The sequence below is a fragment of the Amycolatopsis sp. VS8301801F10 genome (assembly GCF_046195355.1).
In the GTDB taxonomy this organism is placed as follows: domain Bacteria; phylum Actinomycetota; class Actinomycetes; order Mycobacteriales; family Pseudonocardiaceae; genus Amycolatopsis.
This window is the reverse complement of sequence record NZ_CP176065.1, coordinates 6,644,093-6,666,700: the sequence shown is the minus strand read 5'-3', so window position 1 is coordinate 6,666,700 and position 22,608 is coordinate 6,644,093. Positions and strand designations below refer to the sequence as shown.

Here is a 22,608-nt window from a genome sequence, read left to right as displayed (position 1 = left end):
GTCCGCGGCGAGTTGCCGCGGCTAGGATGCGCGTATGCATCTTGCGGAGGAGCCTGGTCCCCGGCGGCGTCGGCGGGGCGCGGAGCTGGAGGCCGCGCTGCTCGACGCCGCGTGGGCGGAGCTGATGGAGGGCGGGTACGCCGCGCTGACGTTCGCCGGGGTCGCGGACCGCGCGGGCACCAGTCGTCCGGTCGTCAACCGGCACTGGGCGACCAAGGCGGACCTCGTCCGCGCCGCGCTCGTCCGCGCCAGCGCCCGGTTCCCGCTCGCCGATCCGGACACCGGGTCGCTGCGCGAGGACACCGTCGCGTTGCTCGACCAGCTCAACGGGGCGTTCGCGATGTTCGCCGCGGCGATGACCGCCCAGCTGGCCGCCTACTTCGAGGAAACCGGCACGACGGTCTCCGAGCTGCGCGCGTCGCTGATCGACGAGCGGTGGGCGGTGATCGAGGCGGTCACGCGCCGCGCCGTCGCGCGGGGGGAGATCGACGAAGCGAAGCTCACGCCGCGCATCGCCCGGCTGCCGTATGACTTGCTGCGCAACGAAACCCTGCTGAACCTCGAGCCGATGTCCCCGGACGCGATCCGGGAAGTGGTGGACACGATTTTCCTGCCGCTGGTCTCCCGGGAACGCCGCTGTCCATAGTGGACTGACTGCTCGCCACTTCCGCTGAGGGGTGGATCACGTTCCTTGTAAGATGCACTGATGCATCTTATGGTGGAAGGAGGCAGGGACACACTCCAGAAAGAAGGACAGCGATGGACGCGGTGGCGGTCGAGGTGCGGACGATGGGCCGCACGGTGGACGAATCCGTGGTGGACCACTGGGAATTGAAGGCGGCGCGCCGGGCGCTGCGGAACCTCAAGGAGGTGGCGGGCGGGCAGGTGATGATGGACCTGCTGGCCGGGCAGATCGAGGATGGCGACCGGTTCCACCGGGAGATCGTCGCGGCTTCGGACGGCGGCTACCGCGAATCGCGCACCGAGTTCGCCGTGCGCGGGCTCAGCGGGACGGAACTGGCGGAATGGTTCCGCGGGCAGGCCGCTACGGGCCGGTTCCAGGACAAGGTGCTGCTGTTGAACGCGCACCCCGAGCACTACGCCGAGCCGCCGGAGTATCCGGGCGGGATGGTGGAGACGATCGGCGGGCATCTCACGCGCTTCCGCGTGTCGGTGGCCAAGGAACTGCCCGCCGCGGTAGCCGCGTACCTCGACCCGGCCTATCCGGTGTCGCTGATGAACGCGGAACTTTCCCTCGACGACGGCACGCCGTTCGCCTACTGCCTGCACCAGGCGCGGGACACCGGCACCGGGGCGGACGTGGTGGTGCGCGTCGTCTACGCCGCCGCGGCGCCGGATTCGATGATCGAAGGCCATTGCGAACATCTGGCGATCGAGTTCCGCAGCTGGATCCGCAACGCGGCGGCGGCGAGGAAGTAAGGGATGGAATTCACCGGGAAAACGGCTCTGGTCACCGGCTCCGGAACGCCCGGGGGCCTCGGGCACGCGATCGCGGAAATCCTCGTCCGGGGCGGCGCGGCCGTGGTCGTCACCGGCCGGGACCCGGAACGCGGTGCCCAGGTCGCCGACCGCCTCGGGGCCCGGTTCGTCGCCGCCGACCTGGCCGATCCGGACAGCGTGCGCTCGCTGGCGGCCGAAGCGGGCGCGGTGGACATCCTGGTCAACAACGCGGCGCTGATGACCGGTGCGACACAGGATCTCAGCGAGTTCGACGACGTCTTCGCGGTGAACGTGCGGGCTCCCTTCCTCCTCGCCACGGCCTTGGCGCCGAGGATGGCCGCGAACGGCGGCGGCAGCGTCGTCAACATTTCCTCGACGGCGGCCGGGATCGGCATGCCCGAGATGGGGGTGTACGGCGCGACCAAGGCCGCGCTGGAATCGCTGACCCGGGCGTGGGCGGCGGAGTACGCGGCCGGGAACGTCCGGGTGAACGCGGTCGCTCCCGGTCCGATGCACACGGCGAAGGCGGTCGCGCTGACCGGCCCGGACCTCGGCGGCTACGGCGGGACCGTGCCGCTGGGCCGCTCCGCCGACCCGGCCGAGGTCGCCGAGACGGTCGCGTTCCTCGCCAGTGCTCGCGCCGGTTATGTGACCGGCGCGGTCCTGGCCGCCGACGGGGGCCGGGCGGCGGTCTGACCGGATGGCGAAGCGGCTTCGCTTGCGGCTAAAGCGAATCCTCCGTTGGCGGCCGCTGCTGGGTCCCGTGCGGGTTGGGTGACCGGGGCGGCGGTCTGACTGTTGCCGAGGGGAACCGTTCTGCTTGCGGTTCAGGCGAATCCTCCATCGGCCGCCGCCGATTCCCGCGCCGCCGTCCGATTGTTCGCCGCGGCGGAGCCGGGAGCGTTCCGCTTGCCACCCAAGCGAATCCTCCGTTGGCGGCCGCTGCTGGGTCCCGCGCGGGTTGGGTGACCGGGGCGGCGGTCTGACTGTTGCCGAGGGGAACCGTTCTGCTTGCGGTTCAGGCGAATCCTCCATCGGCCGCCGCCGATTCCCGCGCCGCCGTCCGATTGTTCGCCGCGGCGGAGCCGGGAGCGTTCCGCTTGCGACCCAAGCAAATCCGCCGTCATCGCCCAACGCCCGAGACGCCGGGAAATCCGCCGTTCGTGCACCGTGCACTGTCGCGCTTCCCCCGTTTCGTCGCCGTGCCCGAAGCGGCGGACCCGGTGCGGTTCCTAACGTCGAGGCCAACGTTGTGATCCGGTCCGCACGACAGGAGCCCGCCGATGACCCGTCCCGCTCGCAGCCGGCTGGGGGTGCTGCTCGGCAGCACCACCCCGCCCGAACAGATCGGCTTCCAGGCCGCGGCCGCGGAAGCCGCCGGGTTCGGGGAACTGTGGCTGCCGGAGGACTATTTCTTCCTCGGCGGCATCGCGGGCGCCGCGCTCGCGCTCGGGGCTACGTCGCGGGTCCCGGTCGGCATCGGCGTCGTGTCGTCGGTCGTGCGGCATCCGGCGTTGCTGGCCATGGAGATCGGCACGCTGGCCCGCGCCCACCCGGGTCGGCTGATGCCCGGGATCGGGCACGGCGTTCCGGCCTGGACCGCGCAAATGGGCCTGACCCAGCGTTCGCCGATGAGCGCCCTGCGCGAAACCCTCACCGCGGTCCGGGGCCTGTTGCGCGGCGACACCGTCGACGAGGAGGGACGGTTCGCCGCCTTCCACGACGTCTCGCTCACCCACCCGGTCCCCGGGCAGGTGCCGTTGTTCACCGGGGTGCTCGGGGACAAGGGACTCGAGCTGACCGGCCAGCTGGCGGACGGTCTGCTCGTCAGCGCGCTCGCGCCGGTCGAATACGTGCGGGACGCGCGGCGCAAGCTGGACGAGGCCGCGCGCGCGGCGGGACGCGACGAGCGCATCACGATCACCGTCCTCGCCGCGGCCAACGTTACGCGGGACCCCGGGCAGGTGGCTGCCAGCCGGGAAGCGCTCAAGGCGGTTCTCGCTTTCTACCTCGCCGCGACCGGTCCTGGCCCGCTGTTCGGAGCCGTCGGTGCCAACGACCGGCTCGCGGAGATGCTCTCCCGCGGCGGTCCGGAGGTGGTCGCCGCGGAGATGCCGGACGACTGGCTCGACGTTTTCGGCGTCGTCGGCGGCCAGGACACCGCGAGGGTCCGGCTTCGGGAATACCTCGACGCCGGCGCGGACAACGTCGCCATCGCGACCGTCGTCGCGGACGGCGCGGAAGAAACCCTCGCTGCGGTCGGCGAACTGACCGGCGAATTCACCCACTGAAAGGGCGTCACCATGAGCACTGACCTCGAACGGATCCTCGAAGTGCACGAAGGCTGGTACGAGGCGAACGTCGGCCTCGTCGCCGGAAAAATGCTGCAGTACTTCCCGGAGGGCGACGGCTACCACCAGTTCAACCTCAACGGCCACACCTACCACGGCGTGCTGGACAAGCACCGGTTGTGGGTCAACGCCGCGAAAATCGGGCTGAGCATCACCGCGATCAAGGACGTCGCCGGCCCGGACGTGCAGATTTTCGGGGACGTCGCGCTGCTCACCGCCGAAGGAACCGCCGACGTGGTGGCGCCCGGCCGGCAGGACGCGGTCCCGACTCCGTTCCGCACCACCGAGTTCTTCCGCCGCGACGACGGCAAGGGCGGCCCGGACTGGCGGATCTGGCACATGCACGTCAGCGTCCAGGACCCGCAGATGCCCAAGCACGGAACGGAATGAGGCCGGTCTTGGACCGCATCGCTGTCGAGGGGAGGACCGGGCCGCTGTCGGTGCTGCGCACGACCGGCGGCCGGTCCGGCGTCCCGCTCGTGCTGCTGCATCCGATCAACTCCGCGGCGGTGGTCTGGGAGGACGTCGCCGCGCGGCTGGACCGGCCGGTCGTGGCTCCGGACCTGCGCGGGCACGGAAACTCCGGGCAGACCGGCCCGTTCACCGTCGAAGAGGGCTACGTGCCGGACGTCCTGGCGGTTCTCGACGCTCTCGGGCTCGACGAGGTGCATCTGGCCGGGGGATCGCTGGGCGGCACGATCAGCGTCGCGCTGGCCGCGGTGCGCCCCAAGCGGGTGCGCAGCGTCGCGACGTTCGGTTCGACGCTCGGCACCGGGGTTCCGGACGAGGCGATCGCGGAGATGGTCCGCGAACTCGAAGCCGCCGGGACGGCCGGGTACTTCGCCGGTCAGGTGCCCGGGATCGTCGGCCGGAAGCACCGGGATTCGGCGCGGATCAGGGAAGTGATGGCGGAAGCGGTCGGCGCCCGGCCGACGGCGGTGGTCGCCGAGATCCTGTATGGAGCGTTCGGCGCGGACATCCGGCATCTGGCCGGAAACGTCGCCGCGGCGGGGATTCCGGTGCTGGCGGTGGCCGGCACGGAGGACCCGACATGCCCGCCGGCGATGTCGCGCGAACTCGCCGAAGCCACCGGCGGCACGGCGACGGAACTGGCCGGGGCGGGCCACCTGCCGATGCTCGAGGAGGCTGACCGGGTGGCCGGCCTCCTGCGCCGGCACCTCGCGAGGGCGGAGGAAGGACGGCCGTGACGTATTCGATCGTCGCGCGCGACCCGGTCACCGGATGGCTCGGGGTCGGCGCCCAGACCCATTTCTTCGGCGTCGGCTCGTTGCTGCCGTGGGCCGAAGCCGGCGTCGGCGCGGTGGCCACCCAGGCGTTCGTCAACGTCGGCTACGGGCCTCGCGGCCTGGAGTTGCTGCGGGCGGGCGTACCCGCACCGTCCACTGTGGACCTGCTGGTCGCCGAAGACTCCGACGCCGCGTACCGCCAGCTGGGAGTAGTCGACGCGCGGGGCTCGGTGGGTGCGCACACCGGCAGGTCGTGCGCGCCGCACGCCGGTTCCGCGCGCGGGCATCAGGTGACGGTGCAAGGGAACATGCTGGCCGCCCCGGGCGTATGCCAGGCCGCGCTTTCCGCGTTCGAGACCGCGGAGGGGGATCTCGCCGACCGGATCCTCGCCGGGCTGCGGGCCGCGGACGGTGCCGGGGGAGACGTGCGCGGGGCGCAGTCGGCGGCGTTGCTGGTCGTGTCGGGCCGCCGGGGGCCGGAGCCGTGGAACGAGGTGATCGTCGATCTGCGCGTCGACGACCATCCGGACCCGCTCGGCGAACTGGCGCGGCTTCTGCCGCGTTCGCGGGCCTTCGGCGCGGTCGGCGGGGTGATGTTCGCGCGCGGCCTGATGCTCGGGCCGTTCGAGGGGGTCGAGCCGGACGAGCTGGCCGAACGGCTGAGCGCCCTCGCGTCGGCGGCGGAGGTCATCGGGCCGGACAACCGCGAGGCGGACTTCTGGCGAGCGGTGCTGCTCGCCCGCGCCGGACGGCGCCGGGAGGCCGCCGACCTGTTCGCGGAGGTCGTGGCCTTCCGGCCGGCGTTGCTCGGATTCGCGAAAGGGCTGGCCCCGCTGGGCTTTCTCGACGGCGAAGCGATCGCCGCGCTCACCGCGCACCTCGAGGAGCCGGCATGAACGCCGCCGCCGCGGTCCGAGCCGACCGGGTGACCGGACTGGCCGCCGCTCTGATCCAATGCGACACGCGGAATCCGCCCGGCGGCGAGCGGCCGGCGGTCGAACCGCTGCGCGCGGTCTTGGCCGAGCTGGGCGCCGACGTCGAGATTTTCGAACCGGAGCCGGGCCGTCCGTCGGTCCTGGGCCGCATCGGGTCCGGGGACGGCCCCACGCTGCTGGTCAACGGGCACGTGGACGTCGTCCCGGTGTCCGAAGAGGACTGGTCGGTTCCGCCGTTCGGCGGGCTGGTCCGGGACGGGCTGCTCTACGGCCGCGGCGCCTGCGACATGAAAGGCGGGATCGCCGCCGCGCTCGAAGGGCTGCGCGCCTGCCGCGACGCCGGGATCGTGCCGCCCGCGAACCTCGTCTTCCACTTCGTGGCCGACGAGGAGACCGGCGGCCGGGCCGGGACCGAGGCGCTGGTCGCCGCCGGACTGGTGCACGCGGACGCGGCCGTCGTGCCCGAGCCCAGCGAACTGCGGGTCGGGGTGGCCGAACGAGGGTCGCTGATGGTGGAGATCGCGGTGCGCGGCCGGGCGGCGCACGGCAGCGATCCGGCGGCGGGCCGCTCCGCGATCGCCGACGCGGCGCGGATCGTTTCCGCGCTCCACCTGGCCGACTTCGGCGACGGCGAGCATCCGCTGCTGGGCGCTCCGACCGCCAACGCGGGCACGATCGCGGGCGGCGCCGCGGTCAACGTCGTGGCGGCCGAATGCCGGCTGCGGATCGACCGGCGCGTGCTGCCCGGCCAGACCCGCGACGAAGCACTGGCCACCGTGACCCGGCTGATCGACGCCGCCGGGAAGTTCGACTACGACGTCGAAGTCCTCGCGTTCGCCGAGGGATCCGAACTGGACCCGGCTCATCCGTTCGTCGCGGAGGTCCGGCGGGCGGCGGACGACGCGCCGGTGCGGGGCCTGAAACTCGGTACGGACGCCCGGTTCCTGCGCAATCGGCTGGGCATTCCGACGGTGGTGTTCGGGCCAGGGTCGATGACCGTGGCGCACACCGCGGACGAGTACGTGCCGGTCTCCGAGCTGGTCGCCGCCGCTCGGGCGTTCGCCCGGCTGTACGCCGGTTTCCGGGGTGTCACGCCCTCCTGAGCGGGCGCGCCGAAGGTTAAGGTCTGCGCATGGAGCACGTCGCCGAGTCCGCGATCGACGACGTGGTGCGCGGAGCCGGGCACTTCGGGAGCGGTGGCGGCGGCGACCCGTATCTGGCGCAGCAGCTCCTGCTCGCGGCCGTCCGGAAGCACGGCCCGGTCCCGCTCGCGACGGCGGACGTGCTGGACCCGGACGCTCTCGTTCTCCCCGTGGTGTCCGGCGGCACCCCGCACACCCTCGCCGAGAAGGCGCACGGCACCGTCGAGGCGGAGACGCTCCGGGCGGCGGTGGAGGCCCGCGCCGGGCGGAAGTGCGCGGCGGTCCTGCCGGTGCAGCTCGGCAGCGTCAACGTGGCCGTTCCGCTCGCCGTCGCGGCCGAACTCGGGCTGCCGTGCCTCGACCTCGACCTGATGCGCCGCACACTGCCCTCGATAGACCTGACCCTGCTGCGGCTGGCCGGGTTCCCCGTCTCGCCGATCACCGTCGTCGGAGGCTCCGGGGTCGTCGCCGAGTTCAGCCAAGGCACCGGCGCGGTGCTCGGCGAGCTGGTGCGCGCCGTGCTGCCGCCGCTCGGGCTCGTGGCGCTGATCAGCGCGTATCGGGTGACCGCGGGGGACTGTGCGCGGCTCGGCGCGGCCGGGTCGATCAGCGAGTGCGCCAGGATCGGAGCGGCGCTCGCCGAAGCCGGGCACGAGCCGTATCTGCGCGCTTGCGGCGGACGCCTCGTGTGCACCGGAACCGTCGCCGAAGTTCTGCAGCATTCCTCGGACGGCTGGCCGCGCGGCGTGGTTTCCCTCGACACCGCGGAGGGTTTCGTGCGGATCGACTTCCAGAACGAGAACCTGATGGTCAGCCGGGAAGGCACGGTGCTGGCCACGGTCCCGGATCTGATCGGGGTCGCGGACGCGGACACGGGCGCCCTGACGCAGACTGTCGATCTCTTCGCGGGCCAGGAAGTGCAGGTGCTCACCAGCCCGGTCGACGAACGGTGGCACACGCCCGAAGGGCACACGGCGGCCGGGCCGCGCGCGTTCGGGTACGCCGTCGATCCGGTGCGGTTCGACGGGTCGGCGGCGTTGGTCGGCACGCGATGAGCCGGCTGCGAGTGGGCATCGACGCCGTCTCCGCCCGGGCCGTGGCCTTGGCCGGGACGGGCCGGATCGTGGCGTCCTGCCGAGGAGTTCCCGGGACCGACTCGCCGTCGCGGCTGCTCGGCGCGCTCCGGGTGGACGCCGGCGCGGTCGACCGGGTCGTGGCGGTCCTGCCGGAGCCCGTGCCCGCCGACGCGGGATCTCCCGTCGGAGTCCTGCGGATCGGCGGCGCGACCGCCCTTCCGCCGCTGGCGGGCTGGCCGGCCGGGATGTCCGCAGCAGTGGCCGGACCGGTCGCGACGGTGCGGGGCGGGCACGAATACGACGGCGCCGAGTCGGCCCCGCTGGACCTCGCCGCGGTGGCCGGATTCGCCCGCCGGTGCGCCGGAACCGTCCGCGCGGTCGCGGTGGCCGGAGTCCACGGGCTGGAGAACCCCGACCACGAACAGCGGGCCGCGGACCTGCTCGCCGACGTGCTCGGACCGGACGTGCCGGTGCGCAAAGGCAGCGAGACCGAGGCGATCGGGTTGCTGGAGCGGGAAAACACCGCGGTGCTCGACGCGGCGCTCGCCGAATTCGCCCGCGCCCGGATCGACGAGCTGGGCGCCGCGGTCCGGAAGCGCCATCCCGAGGCGGAGCTGTACGTGGTGCGCGGCGACGGGACGGTGTTGCCCGAACTCGCCGCGCAGCGGCACGCCACGGCTTGCCTCGGGGCGGCTCGGGCGGCGCTGCTGCACGGCGCGGTGCGGCTGGCCGGAGTGCCCGCGGCCGTGGTGGTCGAGGCGACCGGCAGCCGGACTGTCGTCGGGACGACCCGCGGCGGCTTGCTTCCCGAATCGGCCGCGTATCGGGAATTCGGCGGGATCCGGATCGGCGTCCGCCTCCCGCGGCTGACCGCGGCGGGGCGCGAGCGGTCTGTCTCCGCGGCGGTCGCGCGCGCGAGGTACGGGGACGACGACCTCCCGGTGGTGCTGGTCGGCGAGCGCTCCCTGCCGGACGCGATCCGGCCGCCGGACGCCGATCTCGCCGCCGCCGTCGGGGCGGCGACCGCGGAGGCGGCGGGCTCGGTCGACCGGATCTTCTGGCAAGGCGCCGGCGGACGCGAAGACTCGGCCGCCCGCGCCCGGCAGCTGGCTCGCGACGCCGCGGTCCGCGCGGGCGCCGATCCCCGCACGCTGCGGGAAACCCCGGTGAAGGAGGCGCTGATGACGTACGTTCCGGTGCCGGCCGCGCGCCTGCGGGCGACCGCGGTGGGACCGATCCTCGAACCGGCGGCGCCATGACGGTCACTCTCGCCCAGCTGCTGGACTTGCGCCTGCTCGAGCACTGCGAGGTGCTCGCGGGCGAATCCGGGCTGAACCGGCCGGTCGGGGCGGTCGTCCCGGGGTCCGCGGTGCCCGAGATTTCCGAGCTGGCCCCGCGCAGCGTCGTGGTGTTCGGCCGGGAGCAGCTCGTGCTCGACGATCTCGCGGCGGACCTCGCGATCCGGCTGGCGGGCAGCGCGGGCCTGTCCGGAATCGTCGCGGCGCGCCCGCACCGGCCGGTGCCCTTCGCCACCCGCCGGCTCGCCGACCGGCTGGCGCTGCCGCTCGTCGGCGTCGAGGACATCACTCCGACCGGGGTGGTCACCGCGTTCGAGCCCTACGTCAGCGCCCCCGAGATCGCGGGGCTGCGCGTGCTCGGCGACGCCTCCCGCCGCTTCCAGCGTCCGCCCGCCGACGCGCACGCGCTCACCTCGCAGCTCACCGCGACGCTCGGCGAACCGGTGGCGCTCGTCGACGCGGAAGGCCGGTTCGCCGCCGGTGATCCGGCGGTGCACGAACTGCTCGGCCGGTGCGCCGATCCGGCGCTGCTGGCCGATGCGCGGCCGGTCGCCCTGACGGCCGGCGCGGAGGGCGAGCTGATGCTGCACCCGGTCCAGGTCGTCGCGACCGGGCCCGCGGTGTACTGGATCGCGGTGCGGCGGCCCCGGTTCGCCGCCGGAGCGCTGCTCGAACCGGTCCGGCGCGCGATCGCGATCGCGGCGCTGTCGTTCGCGGTGCACGTGGCCGGGGAAGCCCTTCGCGACGAGCGGGAACACCGGCGTCGTTCGCTGCTGCTCAACGAAATCCTCGAACAGCCCGGCGAACCGGGCCGCCGCACCGTCGAGCGGGCGACCGCGCTCGGCTGGCGGCTCGCCGGACGGCACACCGCGGTGCAGGTGCAGGCGGCGGCCGTCCCGGCGGCGCTCCGGATGTCCGCGCTGGGCGCGGAACTGGAAGCACAGCTGGCCGAACACGGCGTCGCCGCGAGGCTCGTCGAACGCGCCGAGGGATGGCTGTTCTGGCTGACCGCCGACGTGCAAGCCGAGGCGGCGGATCCCGGTCCGCTGCTCGACCGGCTCGCCCGGACGCTCGCCGCCGTCGAAGCGGAGCATCCGGGGCTGCGGCTGTGCGCCGGAGTGGGCCGCGCGCACACCGGCGCGGCGGGCATCGGCCGCTCCGCCGAACAGGCCCGCCGCGCGGCCCTGCTGGCCCACACCTCGCACCGCCGGGCGGTCGTCGAGCACATCGACGCAGGCAGCGCCCGGAAGCTGATCGCCGGCTGGTACGGATCCGCTCCGTTGCGGGGCGCCGCGGCCGAGCTGCTCGCTCCGCTGGAGGAGGCGGATCCGTCCGGCGGTTTGGTCCGCACCTTGCGGTGCTACCTGGATTTCCAGTCCTCGGCGAAGGCCGCCGGGGCCGCGCTGGGCGTCCACCGCAACACCGTGATGCAGCGGATGGAACGGATCGCCGAGCTCCTGCCGGCCGACCTCGGCGATCCGGACGACCGCCTGGCCGTGCACCTGGCCACGCGCGCCGCCGGGGTCGACTGGGACGAACCCGGCTGACCGCGCGCACAAAACGCCTCCCCGGCATTCGGCCGCGGTGCACGATGACCGGGGGCGGCCGCGCGGGTTGAGTGTCCGGAATGGACACCGGAACCGCGGGAATCACCGTCGGATACAAGGCATCGGCCGAACAGTTCGGGCCGCGGCGCCTGGTCGAGCTGGCTGTTCTGGCCGAGGAGCGAGGCTTCGATTCGGTGCTGGTGAGCGACCATTACCAGCCCTGGCGGCACCGGCACGGGCACGCGCCGTTCTCGATGGCCTGGCTCGCCGCGGCGGGGGAGCGGACCGGCCGGGTCCGGCTCGGCACCAGCGTGCTGACCGCGACCTTCCGCTACCACCCGGCCGTGGTGGCGCAGGCTTTCGGCACTCTCGGCGCGCTCTATCCCGGACGGGTCGTGCTCGGTCTCGGCACCGGCGAAGCGCTCAACGAGGTCGCGGTCGCCCGCCTGGCGTGGCCCGGGTTCAAGGAACGGTTCGCCCGGCTGCGCGAGGCGGTCGACCTCATCCGTCGCTTGTGGACCGAAGAGCGGGTGAGTTTCGCCGGGGAGTACTACCAAACGGAGAACGCGACCGTCTACGACCGGCCGAAGCGGCCGGTGCCGGTCTACGTCGCGGCGGGCGGCCCGGTGGTGGCGAAGTACGCCGGACGGACGGCGGACGGGTTCATCTGCACCAGCGGCAAAGGCATGGACCTCTACACGGAGAAGCTGCAGCCCGCCGTCGACGCCGGCGCCGAGCAGGCGGGCCGCGAGCCCGGGGACGTCGCGCGCTCGATCGAGATCAAGCTGTCCTACGACACCGACGCCGAGGCCGCCGTCGCGAACACCCGGTTCTGGGCGCCGCTTTCGCTGACCGCGGAGCAGAAGCACGGCATCTCCGACCCCGTCGCCATGGAGCGCGTCGCCGACGGGCTCCCGATGTCCCAGGTCGCTTCCCGGTGGATCGTTTCCTCCGACCCCGACGAGGTCGTGGAACGGATCCGCCCGTACGTCGAGGCGGGCTTCACCGATCTGGTGCTGCACGCGCCCGGCGACGATCAAGCCCGCTTCCTCGACCTGGCCCGGCGGGATCTGCTGCCGCGGTTGCGCCGCCTGGGCGGATAGCCCTGCCGCCCGGTCCTCGCAGGGCGGCGAGCCCACTGACGGCGCTCCGGGCGCTGCTTAGCCTTCCCCCGACGCAGCGTGGCATGGAGGGAAGGAGCGGCCCGATGACGGCAGTCGACACCTGGCCAGGAGCACTGGGCGCCGACCTCCCGCCGCCGGACGGGACGGTCCGGCTGGCGCTCTTGGTCAGCGCGCGACGCGGCTGGTTCAGCGTGGCGGCCGCGGCTTCCGGGCTGGACCGGCCGCTCGCCGGGGCGGCTCCGTGGGACCCTGCGCGCCTTCCCGGGCGAAACGAACTGGTGCTGGTGACGGCGCCTCGGCCGGCCGGCGACGACCTGGCGCAAGCCCTCACCGCTGCTCATCGGGCGGGTGCCGCGGCGCTGGTCGTCCGCGAGGGCGCTCTTCCGCCGGGATTCGACCTCACGACCGCGGCCGTGCCCGTGCTGGTGGCGGAAAACCAGGTCGGCTGGGCGGAGATCGGCACGGTCGTGCAGTCCCTGCTGGCCGGCGCCCGGCTCGGCGCGCGCGGGTTGCCGCCCACCGCGGGCGGTCTCTACGACCTCGCCGAAAGCGCCGCCTTGGCGCTGGACGGCGCCGTGGTGGTCGTCGACGCGGCGTTCCGCGTGCTCGCTTTCGGCTGCCGCGAACCGGTGGACGCGCTCACCAGCGAAATGGTGCTCGCCCGGCGGATTCCGGTGGAGTTGCGGAAGCATCTCGCGCGGGTGCGGAGTGTCGCGCGCCTGGACCTCCCGGACGCGGCCCCGCGATGGAGCGCCCCGATCCGCTCCGGTGCCGCTGTCGGCGGCTACGTCCTCTGCACGCCGCGCCGGACGTCCGAGTCGGTGCCGCGGGTGCTGACCGAGGTGTCGACGGCCGCCGCTGCCTGGTTCCTCGACGAACCCGCCGGACGGGACGACGAGGACGCGATCCGCGCCGAGCTGCTGCGCGGGCTGCTGGCCGGTTCCGGATCGCTGGAAGCGCTGACCGAACGGCTCGGCACTTCCCGGCGGTGGCTGCTCGCCGCCCTCGGCCCGGTCGCCCCCGGCCGCGAGGGAGCCCTGGCCCGCTGCGCGCGGATGCTCGACCCCGCCACCGCGACGGCCGTGCTGGACTCCCTGCTGTTCGTCCTGGTCCCCGCCACGCCCGGCGCGGGACCGGCCGATTTCACCGAACGCCTGCGACGGCGTGCCTCGGCCGGCGCGCCGCTGGTGGCGTGTCTCGGCCGCCCCTGCGCCACCGGGGCCGAACTCCGCGCCGACGCAGGCCCTCTCCGGCACGCGGCACGCGTCCTCGCCGCCCGGCCGAGCCCCGGCACCGCGCATCTGACGGACCTGCTCCCGCACGTCCTGATCGCCGAGCTGACCGACCTGGCCGCCGAACACCCCGGCCTGCTCGGCGGTTCCCTCGACGTCCTGCGCCGCGACCCGTCCCCGCGCGGCGCCGAATACCTCAACACGCTCCGCTGCTGGTTCGACGCCGGCGGCGACGCCACCCGGGCAGCGGCCGCGCTTCGGATACACCGCAACACTTTCCGGTACCGGCTGCAGCGCATCGAAGAGCTGTGCGCGGTCGATTTGGACGATCCGGTGCAGCGCTTCACGATCGAACTGCAGACGCGGCTTCTGGCGCCGCCGGCCGCAGCAGCTCCTCAGGCCGGGGATCGACGCGGTCAGCAGCTGTAGTGCTGTTGCGTCTGGTAAAGGTCGATGCCGCTGTAATCCGCCGGGTTGAAGGTGAACTTGGCGCCCCAGGAGTAGCGCGGCGGCGGATTTCCGTCGTTCATTCGCGGGCTGTCGAAAGTGCCCCCGTTCGGCTGGCGGAACAGGTGATACCCGGCCGTGGTGTAGAAATCGAAGCTGGAATGCCAGACATCCCCGGAATGGGTTTGGTAGGTGAGCGTGGTGGCGCTCCACTCGCCGGTTCCGTCGGACCGGACGACGATGGTCCCGTTGTCCTGCTGGCAGTCGCCGGCGTGCAGCTGGCCCCAGACCACGCTTTTCTCCTCCAGTGGGCCGTGCGGACGCGCCGGGCCGGCGAGCGCGGGCGATCCGGCCAGCAGAGCCGCGCCCGCGGCTCCGGCGCCGAAAATCGCGGTGATCCTGCGAACGGTGGAATTCATCGTGGTTTCTCGCTTTCCGTTTCCGGTCCTGGGCAGATCCCCACCGTGGCCCGGGTCCGGACGCGCGCGGAATACCGGATTTTGGGGATTGACACCGTGGCGGCGGGATTCCGTTCCGGGACTCCTGATTCGGCAGCTCGCCGAGCTCGCGGGTGCGGAACCGGTGTTGTCCCGGCTCTGGCGTTCTAGCGGTGCCGCGCGCGGTGCGCTCGCTGCCGTCGCAGCTCCCGCTGCCGGTCGGCCCGGTCGGCGGCCGCGCGGGCGGCGTCCGGATAGTCGCGGATCAGCGCGGCCAGGCGGTTGGCGAGGGCCGTGGTCGAGGGCAGGTCGGCCGGATAGGCCGGATCGGTCGCGTACCGCGGCCGGGCGGTCGCCACCCGGCGGGCGAATTCCACCGGGTCGTCCGCGTGCTGCCAGGCGGCCGCGAACCGGCGCTGGGTCAGCCGGGCGGAGTGCTCGGCGATCGAGTCCGCTTCGGTCGGGTACACGCGGAGAAATTCCGGCGCACCCGGTGCCGGAACCCGGGACCCCTGGTATTCGGCCAGATCCTCGGTTCCGCCCCGGTCAGGCGCGGGTCATGGGGATGCGGGGTCGCGTAGACCTCTTCGGTGACCTCCGACTGGCGCCGGTCCGGCGGATCGTGCGGACCGGCCTCCACGTTGAACAGGTTGTTGCCGGCCGCCCCGCGTGTCCCCCAGCCCAGCTCGAGGGCCATCTGGCCGAGGACGAACGCGGCCGGCGCGCCGCTGCGGCGCTGTACTTCGACCGCCTGGTCCCGGAAACGCAGCACGAACCCGATCTGCGTGCCGTACCGGGCGCACAGGGCGACGCTGGCCGCGGCGCTGATGGTCACGCCCGCGCCCAGCTCCGGGGCGGCCGGACCAGCCGGGGTGGCCGAGGCAGCCGGGCCAGGCGGGGTGGCCGAGGCAGCCGGGCCAGGCGGGGCTGCCGATGCAGCCGGTCCGGATGGGGCGGCCGCGTCCTGCGTCGCCGAGCCCGAGTCCGGAGCAGGAACGCCGGAATCCGCGGCAGGCGCACCCGCGTCCGCCGGCACGGGAGCGCCGTCGGGCAAGGACGCGTCCCGGGGTTCCTCGTCGTCGTGGGTGTCCCGATGCGCCATCAGGCCCGTCGCCTGGACCGGGACCCCTTTCCCGCCAGCCGCGATCGCCCGGGCCTCCCGCTCGGCCGGGTCGCCGGGCCGGCTGATCGCTTCCGGCGCGCCGGAAGCTCCGCGTTGCTGCACGACGTGCGCCAGCTCGTGGGCGAGCAGCCGCTGCCCGGAAGCCGTCGCGGGCGCGTACTCCCCGGCGGCGAACGCGATGTGCGAGCCGATCGTGTAAGCCCGCGCGCCCAGTGCCCGGGCCGCGTCGGCGGCGCGCGAGTCGGCGTGCACCCGGACGGTGCTGAAGTCCTGCCCGAACCGCGCGCTCAGCACCGCGCTGGCCGGCTGGTCCAACGGCTCGCCAGGCGACCGCACCGCCTCCGCCGCCGCGTCCCGCTCCGGCCGGGGATTCCGCCGCGGCGACGGGTGGGCGTGGGTCATCGGCCCAGGGTCCGTCCCCGCCGTCACCGCGAACCGGCCAACGCCTGTCCGCACGGGCTGCGCGCCGGGACGGATCTGCGACGATGGGGGCGATCGCGGACCGGAAGAGGGAGAGCTGATGGACGAGTCGAGCCGGGACCGGTGGCGTCCGGGACAGGACTGCCAGGCGGTGGCCACGGCCCGGGCGCTGGGGCAGGACGTGGACAAGATCCACGGGGACGCCTGGGGCGTCGTCGGCACCTTGGGCGACAGCGTCTGCTACCTCGGCGTCACGGACAAGGTCGAGGCGATCCACGAAGCGCTGGGGCGCCGGATCCGCGAACGCGACCTGCCGGTCCGGCTGCTGGCCCCGAACTACTCGGGCGGGATCTCCGACGGCCAGCGCAACGGCACGCCGCAGATGCGGTACTCGCTGATCGGCCGCGAGACGACGAACGACGGGCTGTCGCTGCATTTCGAGGGCAGCGAGATCCGGGGAGCCGTCGCCGTGGTGGCGTGCGACAAGCCCCCGGTCGGGGCCACGGCGGCGATCCTGGAGCGCAACGTGCCCGCGGTGGTGCTGTCCGACGGCTCGATCCGGCCGGGCACGGACCCCGAAACCGGGGAACGGATCGACCTGGTCAGCTGTTTCCAGGTCGCCGGGGACCCGGACGAGGCCAAACGCGAGCGGTGGGCGCGCAACGCGTGTCCCGGGCACGGCAGCTGCGGCGGGATCTTCACCTACAACACGATGCAGTCCTTCATCGCCGTGCTGGGGCTCGAGCCGCTGCACATGGTGTCGCCCGCGTCCGAGGATCCGCGGCGGGTCGAGGAATTCCCCGAGCAGATCGTGGACTGCCTGGAAATCATGACCCAGCGCGGGATCGCGCCGCGCGACCTGGCCACGCCGGCCGCGTTCCGCAACGCCGCGGTCGTGGCGATCGCGCTGGGCGGCTCGACCAACGTCGTCCTGCACGCGCCGGAGATCGCCCGCGCGGCCGGGCTCGACTTCTGGTCGCAGGTCATGACGCAGCAGGAGTTCAACCGGCTCTCGAGGACCGTCCCGGTGCTCGTCGACGCCCGGCCGTTCGGGCAGTACAGCATGGTGGACATCGACGCTTCCGGCGGCCTGCAGGCAGTCGTGGCGGAACTGCTCCGGCACGATCTGCTCGACGGCTCGACCCTGACCTGCACGGGCGAGACGCTCGGCGAGCAGATCGAACGGCTCGCCCCGCCCGCCCCGGACGGAAAGGTGATCTTCCCCGTCGCCGCACCGTTCAAGCCGACCGGCGGCCTGCGGCTGCTGTCGGGCAACCTCGCCCCCGACGGCGGCGCGGTGATCAAGCTCGCCGGGGTCGAGACCGGCGTGGTCGACGGCCGGTTCGAGGGACGGGCGCGCGTCTTCGACAGCGAACAGGCCCTGCTGCGGGCGCTCGTGGAAACGCCGGACGAGTTCGCGGACCGGGACATGGTCGTCATCCGCTACGAAGGCCCTCGGGGCGCTCCCGGCATGCCCGAGATGCTGGACCCGACCTCCCGGATCACCGCGCTGTGCCGGCGAAAGGGCATCTCGATCGCGCTGATGACCGACGCCCGGTTCTCCGGCGGCTCGGTCGGGCTGGTCATCGGGCACGTCGGCCCGGAAGCCGCGCTCGGCGGACCGATCGCCCTCGTCGAGGACGGCGACACCATCACGGTCGACCTGAACACCGACACCCTCGAATGCGCCGAACTGGCCGACCCGGCGGTCAGCCAGGAGCGCCGCGCGAAGTGGCAGCAGGCCGCCGCGGCGAACGGCGGCGTCCATCCGCTGGTCCGCCCGGTGACGTCCCGCCTGCTCCGCCGCATGCGCGCGCTGGCCAGTTCCGCCATCGACGGCGCGGGCATCGCGGAGGTCGCTCCCTGACCCGGCTGGCCTGGCGTCCCGGAACCTGACCGAACCGCACCGGGTACTTGCCCGCCGGAGACTGCGTCGCGCGGTGACCCGCCACCCGCCGGTGGTGGCGGGCACGGCGCGGACGGCGGCCGGGCCGGTTCGGTTCGTCCTCGGCGTGCGGGTCCGCACCAGGGCCGTCGCGCCGGTCGGCCTCGCTCCGTCGAAACCCAGTCCGGCTTGTTCGGCAGACGCGGAAACGATTACGCGACCGGCCATCGCGCCTCCCTGTCGTGCCGCTCGCTGAACAGGCGAGATAGGATGCGGGCCACGGCGCAGAGGCTCGCGCCACAGCCGCGGTGCAAACGATTACCAGCCCGGTTGCCCGACGTGGAGCAGGCGAAAGGAGCGGCCCGTGCGGTCGAAGGTCACGCTGTCGGACGTCGCGGCGCGGGCTGGCGTGTCGATCGCGACCGCTTCGCGCGCGCTGTCCGGCAAGCCGCGCGTGTCCCGCGAAATGATCGAACGGGTGCACGCGATCGCCGCGGAGATGGGCTACCGGGCCGACCCCGTGGCCCGGGCTTTGCGGCAGGGTTCGAGCCGGCTCGTCGGGATGATCGTGCCGGTCATCGGCATCCCGTTCTTCGCCCAGCTGATCGGAGCCGTCGAGGACGAGCTGAACCGCGCCGGTTTCGAGCTGCTGCTGGCCGATTCGCACGGGTTCGTCGACGAGGAGGTGCGCCGCCTGCGGGTGTTCGGCGAGCGCCGCGTCGATGGGATCCTGCTCATCCCCTCCGACCGCGCGGCGTCGGCGCAGTCGCTCGCCAGCCTGCCCGGGGACGTGCCGGTCGTCGAGGTCGACCGGGCCACCGACCGGCCGGTCGCGGACTTCGTCGGCGTCGACAACCTGCTGGGGATGCAGCTCCTCTTCGAGCACCTGGCCGAGCAGGACGTCGCCAGCGTCGCCTTCGCGGGGGCGGACGACGCCACGACCGTCGGAGTCGAGCGGTGGGAGGGCTTCCACGCGATGGCCCGCCGGACCGGCATCGACGTCCGCGCAACCTACCGGAGCGAATTCAGCATCGAGAGCGGCGCCGGCGCGGCCGAGCACATCGCCGCCGCCGGACCGCTGCCCGACGCGATCGTCGCCGGGTCCGACCAGATCGCCGTCGGGCTCGTCTCGAAGCTGCGGGAACTCGGGTACGACGTCCCGCGGGACGTCCTCGTCACCGGCTTCGACGGGATCGAGCTGGCGCGGGTCTTCTGGCCGGTCCTCACCACCGTGGTCCAGCCCGTCCCGGCCATCGCGGCCGAGGCCGTCCGGCTCCTGCGGGGCCGCATCGACGGCTCCGACACCGGGGCCGTCCGCCGCAACCGCATCGCCCCCACGCTGGAGATCGGCATGTCGTCGAAGCGCGCGGAGCTGCCCGCTTCGGCGTGAGCCGGGGTCCCTTGACAACCCTCACCCGGTGCGTAATCGTTTTCGCAGTCTGCGGAAACGATTACGCATCCTGGAGGACCCGATGCCCGTCCCGGTCATCATCGACTGCGATCCCGGCCACGACGACGTCTTCGCCCTCTGGCTCGCCGCCGGGAACCCGGCGATCGACCTGCTCGGCGTCACGACGGTCGGCGGGAACGGACGGCTGGAGCACACGACGCACAACGCGCGCGTCGCGCTCACCGTCGCCGGAGTCGGGGGAGTGCCGGTCGCCGCCGGGGCGGACCGGCCGCTGCGCCGCGAACTCACCCCGGCGGCCTGGATCCACGGCGAAAACGCCCTCGGCGGCCCGGTCCTCCCGGACCCGACGGTTCCGCTGGACGAACGAAGCGCGGTCGAACTGATCTCAGACCTGCTCGAGGAAGCGGCGGAACCCGTCACGCTGATCCCGACCGGGCCGCTCACCAATGTCGCCACGCTCCTGGAGCAGCGGCCCGCCGTCAGGGAGAAAATCAAGGAAATCATCTGGATGGGCGGCTCGACCGGACGGGGAAACGTCCGCGCCTACGCGGAATTCAACGCCTGGGCCGACCCGGAAGCAGCCGACCTCGTGGTGAAGGCCGGTCTCCCGTTCACCATGGTGGGCCTGAACATTTCGCACCAGGCGCTGATCACCGAGGAGGTGCTCCGGTCGATCGCCGCGATCGGAAACGAGACCAGCGCGTTCGGGGTCGACCTGCTCCGCTTCTTCTGCGGCGCCTACGACGCCGTCGAAGGCATGCCGGAAGCCCCGTTGCACGATCCCATCACGGTCGCGCTCGCGATCGACCGGACCGTCGCCACCGTCCGGCGCAGCCGCGTCGACGTCGAGACCCAGGGCGAATTCACGTCCGGGGCCACGGCGGTCGACCTGCACGGCATGCTCGGCCGGGAGCCGAACGCCGACATCGCGATCACGCTGGACGTGCCCAAGTTCTGGCAGCTCGTCCGCGATGCCGTGGCGAACCTGAAGTAGCTCCGCGGCTACTGGCAGACCGGCACCGCGGCGCCGGGACTCTCCTCCAGCGGGAACCGATCGCTGAACGCCGGCTTGAGATCGCTCAGCCACACCGCGGCCGGGTCGTATTCGGCGTAGAAGGGCCGGCCCACCAGCTCGGGATTGCGCGCCTGGATCAAGTGCAGGGCGAACACCTTGCGGCCCGCCACCTCGACCACCCCGTCCACGCAGACCTTGCCCGCCGTCGTCGACATCGAAGGCCCCCGCACCGTCCGCGCCAGTCCGGAGACCGAGGCGTAGGCGTCGCGGAAGATCTCGTGCCCGCGGGCGAGCGGCACCGCGAAGTAGTCCGCGGGCCCGGTGTCCCGCTCCACGAACATGTAGTACGGCACCATGCCCAGCCGCACCTGCCGGCGCCACATCGATTCCCACACCAGCGCCGAATCGTTGATCGAACGGATCAGCGGCGCCTGCGTGCGGATGACGGCCCCGGTGCTGCGGATCCGGGAGACCGCCTGCTCGGCGATCGGGGTCTCGAGCTCGCGGAGATGGGAGAAGTGCGCCATCAGGGCCAGGTTCTTGCCCGAGCGGACGACCTGCTCGAACAGCGCGAGCAGGTCCGCGGCGTCCGGGTCGGTCACGAATTTGCGCGGCCAGAACGCCAGTGCCTTGGTGCCGACCCGGACGGACTCGAGCTGGTCGAGCGCGAGCAGCGGTTCCACGTACCGCCGCAGCACCGTCGCGCTCATGATCATCGCGTCGCCGCCGGTGATCAGCACGTTGGTGACCTCGGGGTGGGCGAGCAGGTAGTCCACGAGCTCCTGGACGCCGTCGTCGTCGGCCGCCATCCGCAGATCGGGTTCGCCGACGAACTGCGCCCAGCGGAAGCAGTAACTGCAATAGGCGTGGCAGGTTTGCCCCTGGCGGGGGAAGAACAGCACGGTCTCGCGGTATTTGTGCTGCACGCCCTCCAGCACGTGCCCGTCCACGACCGGCCGGTTGAGCCGCAGCTGTCCCGCCGGGTGCGGGTTGAGCCGCATCCGCACCCGGTGGGCGGCCTGCTGGATCTCGCGGCGCGGCGCGTCGCGGCGCAGCAGGCCGGCGATGTGGTCGACGTCCTCCTCCGGCAGCATGTCCTTCTGCGGGAACGTCAGCCGGTAGATCGGGTCGTCGGGGGCCGCCGACCAGTCGATCAGCTCGTCGACCACGTAGTTGTTGGTCCGGAACGGCAGGACCTCCGCCACGGCCCGCACCGCCAGCCGCTCGGCGGGCGGCAGTCCCGCGCGGGCGGTCAGCTGGTCGAGGTGTCTCGCGGTGAAAGCCCGGAATCCCCGGCCCGCGGAGGTTTTCTTGGCGGTATCCATCACGGTCACGGGCGCACCTTCACTCCGCTGACGAAGGCCGCGAAGCCCTCTTCGATCCTGGACGGCGCCGAGTCGGAGGGGCGAGGGCGTCTTCGCTGCGCGGCGTTCATGGTCGTCGTGTTCCTCCCCGGGAAATGAGCGTCGAGAAAGCCGGCGCGAGATCCGCCGGATGGCGAATTCCGCCCGCTGGAATGATGGCTGAACGCTGGACATTTCGGGCACGCGAAAGGATATCGTCGCACATCGTCCCCCATTTTCGGCCGAGTCCGGACGGCGGACCCGGTGTCACCTTTCCGTTTCCGGAGGCGAGCGTTCCCGCCGCCGGAAACGGCTTTCCGCGGTCAGCGGTGCTTGAACCGCGGCGTGCGTTTGGCGAGGAAAGCTTCCATTCCTTCGCGCTGGTCTTCGGTGCCGAACAGTGCGTGGAACATCCGCCGTTCGTAGGCCAGCCCGTCGGAAAGCGGGCTTTCGAATGCCCGGTTCACGCATTCTTTGGCCAGCATCACGCTGGGCATGCCGAGCCCGCAGATGGTTTCGGCGGCGGCCAGCGCTTCCCGCAGCAGTTCGTCGGCGGGCACGACCCGCGACACCAGCCCGGCGCGCTCCGCTTCCGCGGCGTCCATCATCCGCCCGGTCAGCACCATGTCCATCGCCTTGGCCTTGCCGACCGCACGCGGAAGCCGCTGCGTTCCGCCGGCGCCGGGCACGATGCCCACGGTGATTTCCGGCTGGCCGAATTTGGCCGTGTCGGCGGCGATGATGAAGTCGGCCATCATCGCCACTTCGCAGCCGCCGCCGAGCGCGTAGCCGGCCACCGCGGCGATGACCGGTTTCCGCACCTGGCGCAGCGTTTCCCAGTTGCGCGTGATGAAGTTGTCTTTGCAGACCTGCATGAAGTCGTAGTCCTTCATCGCCGCGATGTCGGCTCCGGCGGCGAAGGCTTTGTCGGTGCCGGTCAGCACGATGCAGCCGATGCTTTCGTCCTGGTCGAAAGCGAGCAGCGCCGCGCCCAGTTCGTCCATCAGCTGGTCGTTGAGCGCGTTCATCTGCTTCGGCCGGTTGAGCCGCACCAGGCCGGTTTTCAGCGCGCCTTCGCCGTGCACGCTGGTGAGCAGGTATTCGTAGGACATGC

21 protein-coding genes are annotated in these 22,608 nt (G+C 72.7%); 16 read left to right on the top strand and 5 right to left on the bottom strand.

Annotation, left to right across the window (positions count from 1 at the left end):
• Positions 1-34 precede the first annotated feature (34 nt).
• The 13 genes from F9C11_RS30775 (at position 35) to F9C11_RS30715 (ending at position 13,842) form a co-directional block, all read left to right on the top strand.
• Positions 35-646 carry a TetR/AcrR family transcriptional regulator gene (locus tag F9C11_RS30775; protein ID WP_409180852.1) on the top strand — a complete coding sequence of 204 codons (612 nt, stop codon included), beginning with the start codon at positions 35-37 and terminating at the stop codon, positions 644-646.
• A 113-nt stretch (positions 647-759) separates the two neighbouring features.
• Complete coding sequence (locus F9C11_RS30770) at positions 760-1,440, top strand: hypothetical protein (RefSeq protein ID WP_409180851.1); 681 nt, start codon at positions 760-762, stop codon at positions 1,438-1,440.
• 3 nt (positions 1,441-1,443) lie between these two features.
• Positions 1,444-2,157 (top strand): SDR family NAD(P)-dependent oxidoreductase, encoded by a 714-nt coding sequence (locus F9C11_RS30765; RefSeq protein WP_409180850.1) that lies wholly within the window; start codon positions 1,444-1,446, stop codon positions 2,155-2,157.
• A gap of 587 nt (positions 2,158-2,744) precedes the next feature.
• Positions 2,745-3,752 carry an LLM class flavin-dependent oxidoreductase gene (locus tag F9C11_RS30760; RefSeq protein ID WP_409180849.1) on the top strand — a complete coding sequence of 336 codons (1,008 nt, stop codon included), beginning with the start codon at positions 2,745-2,747 and terminating at the stop codon, positions 3,750-3,752.
• Between the two features lie 12 nt (positions 3,753-3,764).
• Positions 3,765-4,202 carry a nuclear transport factor 2 family protein gene (locus F9C11_RS30755; RefSeq protein WP_409180848.1) on the top strand — a complete coding sequence of 146 codons (438 nt, stop codon included), beginning with the start codon at positions 3,765-3,767 and terminating at the stop codon, positions 4,200-4,202.
• Positions 4,203-4,210: 8 nt separating this feature from the next.
• Entirely contained in the window at positions 4,211-5,020 is an 810-nt protein-coding gene (locus F9C11_RS30750) for an alpha/beta fold hydrolase (protein ID WP_409180847.1), read from the top strand.
• Positions 5,017-5,955: a DUF1028 domain-containing protein gene (locus F9C11_RS30745; RefSeq protein ID WP_409180846.1), complete on the top strand. Its 939-nt coding sequence runs from the start codon at positions 5,017-5,019 to the stop codon at positions 5,953-5,955. Before F9C11_RS30750 ends, F9C11_RS30745 begins: the two co-directional genes overlap by 4 nt.
• Entirely contained in the window at positions 5,952-7,097 is a 1,146-nt protein-coding gene (locus F9C11_RS30740; RefSeq protein WP_409180845.1) for a M20 family metallopeptidase, read from the top strand. Before F9C11_RS30745 ends, F9C11_RS30740 begins: the two co-directional genes overlap by 4 nt.
• Before the next feature lie 29 nt (positions 7,098-7,126).
• Positions 7,127-8,191, top strand: coding sequence for a DUF917 domain-containing protein (locus F9C11_RS30735; protein WP_409180844.1), 1,065 nt, complete (start codon positions 7,127-7,129; stop codon positions 8,189-8,191).
• Entirely contained in the window at positions 8,188-9,471 is a 1,284-nt protein-coding gene (locus F9C11_RS30730) for a hydantoinase/oxoprolinase N-terminal domain-containing protein (protein WP_409180843.1), read from the top strand. The genes F9C11_RS30735 and F9C11_RS30730 overlap by 4 nt, the downstream gene beginning before the upstream one ends.
• On the top strand, positions 9,468-11,057 hold the full coding sequence (locus tag F9C11_RS30725; protein ID WP_409180842.1) for a helix-turn-helix domain-containing protein: 1,590 nt from the start codon (positions 9,468-9,470) through the stop codon (positions 11,055-11,057). The genes F9C11_RS30730 and F9C11_RS30725 overlap by 4 nt, the downstream gene beginning before the upstream one ends.
• Before the next feature lie 80 nt (positions 11,058-11,137).
• Positions 11,138-12,160 carry a glucose-6-phosphate dehydrogenase (coenzyme-F420) gene (gene fgd / locus F9C11_RS30720; RefSeq protein WP_409180841.1) on the top strand — a complete coding sequence of 341 codons (1,023 nt, stop codon included), beginning with the start codon at positions 11,138-11,140 and terminating at the stop codon, positions 12,158-12,160.
• Positions 12,161-12,264: 104 nt separating this feature from the next.
• Positions 12,265-13,842 (top strand): PucR family transcriptional regulator, encoded by a 1,578-nt coding sequence (locus F9C11_RS30715; RefSeq protein WP_409180840.1) that lies wholly within the window; start codon positions 12,265-12,267, stop codon positions 13,840-13,842.
• On the opposite strand, the gene F9C11_RS30710 is transcribed toward F9C11_RS30715, so the two are convergent.
• From F9C11_RS30710 to F9C11_RS30700, 3 genes are all read right to left on the bottom strand, one after another.
• Positions 13,830-14,279 (bottom strand): DUF6294 family protein, encoded by a 450-nt coding sequence (locus F9C11_RS30710; protein WP_409180839.1) that lies wholly within the window; start codon positions 14,277-14,279, stop codon positions 13,830-13,832. The genes F9C11_RS30715 and F9C11_RS30710 overlap by 13 nt on opposite strands.
• A 185-nt stretch (positions 14,280-14,464) precedes the next feature.
• Positions 14,465-14,767, bottom strand: a complete 303-nt coding sequence (locus tag F9C11_RS30705; RefSeq protein WP_409180838.1) for a hypothetical protein — start codon at positions 14,765-14,767, stop codon at positions 14,465-14,467.
• Entirely contained in the window at positions 14,719-15,822 is a 1,104-nt protein-coding gene (locus tag F9C11_RS30700; RefSeq protein WP_409180837.1) for a DUF4157 domain-containing protein, read from the bottom strand. Before F9C11_RS30700 ends, F9C11_RS30705 begins: the two co-directional genes overlap by 49 nt.
• Before the next feature lie 118 nt (positions 15,823-15,940).
• Between F9C11_RS30700 and F9C11_RS30695 the strand changes: the two genes are divergently transcribed.
• The 3 genes from F9C11_RS30695 to F9C11_RS30685 all read left to right on the top strand — a co-directional run bounded on the left by F9C11_RS30695 (position 15,941) and on the right by F9C11_RS30685 (position 20,130).
• Positions 15,941-17,707: a dihydroxy-acid dehydratase gene (locus F9C11_RS30695; RefSeq protein ID WP_409180836.1), complete on the top strand. Its 1,767-nt coding sequence runs from the start codon at positions 15,941-15,943 to the stop codon at positions 17,705-17,707.
• Between the two features lie 382 nt (positions 17,708-18,089).
• On the top strand, positions 18,090-19,115 hold the full coding sequence (locus tag F9C11_RS30690) for a LacI family DNA-binding transcriptional regulator (RefSeq protein WP_409180835.1): 1,026 nt from the start codon (positions 18,090-18,092) through the stop codon (positions 19,113-19,115).
• A gap of 82 nt (positions 19,116-19,197) precedes the next feature.
• Entirely contained in the window at positions 19,198-20,130 is a 933-nt protein-coding gene (locus F9C11_RS30685) for a nucleoside hydrolase (protein ID WP_409180834.1), read from the top strand.
• An 8-nt stretch (positions 20,131-20,138) separates the two neighbouring features.
• Here the strand turns inward: F9C11_RS30685 and F9C11_RS30680 are convergent, their stop codons facing one another.
• Both F9C11_RS30680 and F9C11_RS30675 read right to left on the bottom strand, forming a co-directional pair.
• Positions 20,139-21,476 carry a KamA family radical SAM protein gene (locus F9C11_RS30680; protein ID WP_409187008.1) on the bottom strand — a complete coding sequence of 446 codons (1,338 nt, stop codon included), beginning with the start codon at positions 21,474-21,476 and terminating at the stop codon, positions 20,139-20,141.
• A 341-nt stretch (positions 21,477-21,817) separates the two neighbouring features.
• Entirely contained in the window at positions 21,818-22,606 is a 789-nt protein-coding gene (locus F9C11_RS30675) for an enoyl-CoA hydratase (RefSeq protein ID WP_409180833.1), read from the bottom strand.
• Between the last annotated feature and the right edge of the window lie 2 nt (positions 22,607-22,608).